The organism is Xenococcus sp. PCC 7305 (genome assembly GCF_000332055.1).
Lineage (GTDB): Bacteria > Cyanobacteriota > Cyanobacteriia > Cyanobacteriales > Xenococcaceae > Xenococcus.
In genome coordinates this window covers 1-1,706 of record NZ_ALVZ01000005.1, presented here as the reverse complement: position 1 = coordinate 1,706, position 1,706 = coordinate 1, and the positions used below count along the sequence as shown (strand labels likewise).

The window sequence follows — 1,706 nt, the reverse complement described above, 5'->3', positions numbered from 1 at the left end:
TTTAAGTGGAACAGGGCATAGTGGTGAGTCTAATTCTCCCACTATGCCAGTTACCTTCTGCCTTCTGCCTTCATTCTTCTGCCTTCGTTTTAAATTACAGCGCCAAAAGCAGCACCTTCATCAACATAAGTACCAGCAAGGTTGTCCTGAATATTGGTCAATTCCTCACCAGTAGCATAGAGATAAACCCCAGGTAAAGTCGCATTGCGTAATCGATTAAATCCGGCACCTTCTCCCGAATCAGCACCATAAACATAGAAAGCTAAACCTTCTAAAGTATATTCGCCAGAGAAGTTAGGATCATTAAGAATCGCATCTCGCTCGGCTTCTCCCACCAAAAGATAATTTCCTTGATTACTACGGAAACGATAAAGAGCACTAAGGTCTTCCCCTGCCTGACTTGCTGCGGTGAAAGCTGAGCCTTCTTCGGTAAAGCTACCAGAGAAATTATCTCTAATATTCTGAGCTTCACTACCTCCAGCGAACAAATAAGAGCCAGGAGTTGACGTGCTTTGGAAACGGAAAAGCTCAGTATCAAAACGACTTTCGGCTGTTGGTGTCGTCAACAATAATTGACCTCCAACCCCCAAAGTCTCTTCGCCCAGACTATTGGCAGAGACAGTCGATAAATAGGCACTCAATCCCGTATCATCAAAGTTGCCATCTACTTCCGTAATCCCCTCAATCGCCCAAGGAGGAGTGCCATCGGGGTCAATACCCTCTTGGTTTGCCTGGACAAAGGGGGTGAGAGTATCTGCTTCAATATCGTAAATGAATGAACCGCCAGCATTATCCTGGACGATAACCTGTCCATCATCATCTACTACCACGCTGTCAAAATCACCAGTTGCCAACAGGGTGAAAGTCCCTGCTTCAGTATAGGGCGTAGGACTATCAGCAAAGGTTAAATTATATAAGCCATTGGGGCCAGTTACATAAAAACTACTAGTGTCATTCGGATCTTCGGTCAGACCACCAAAATCAGTGAAGTTGGTCGAACGCAATACCCCTTCATCACTACCATTAACCCAATCGGAAAGAGCTCCTGCGTTGAGAGTATTAATAGCATTCCCCTCAGGAACTGCATTTAAGTCATTAAGGGGATTGCCATCCACCAAAACCCACTCTGCGCCAAAAGTAGTACCTTCTGTAATCCCAGTTTCATCTGCTACTACATTGCCCTCTCCATCAGTAACTTTTAAGACATACAAATTATCCTCGAAATCAACGAAACCATTGGTGTTACCTGGTACTCTATTTCCCACCCACATATACAATTCCGCATCACCATCAGAAGCCTCTGAAGATAAAAGAATGGTGTCGCCAAACGGGACTCCATCTTCCCCTACTTGGGCGCGGTAATCTAGAGCAGAGATCACTTGAGATCTCGCAAAGGCTCCAAAACCTAATACTGGGACTGAGATACCGTTGGCGATGTGAAAATGAGCCACACCGTTGTCAACTCCATCTCCATTGAAGATAAATGGTAATGCTTGACCTCCACGACGACGGAAGCCAGTTTCGGCGATCGAAATGGAACTGAGGTTCGGATAGTTGTCTTGTCCTTCTATCTGAAGAGAGTTATAGACCTGGGGAAAACTGTTCTCAAGCCGTTCTAGCCATGTTTGCCCTGGCACATCCGATTCCGAGGCTAGGAAATCTGCATTGCCTGAGATAAAGGTTCCATCTGTGACGCCCCCTTCTAA

The 1,706-nt window shown here is 45.6% G+C and carries 1 pseudogene; it reads right to left on the bottom strand.

The window, feature by feature from the left end:
* Window positions 1-89: 89 nt before the first annotated feature.
* Window positions 90-1,706, bottom strand: a pseudogene (locus XEN7305_RS28795) (hypothetical protein); the annotation flags it as partial.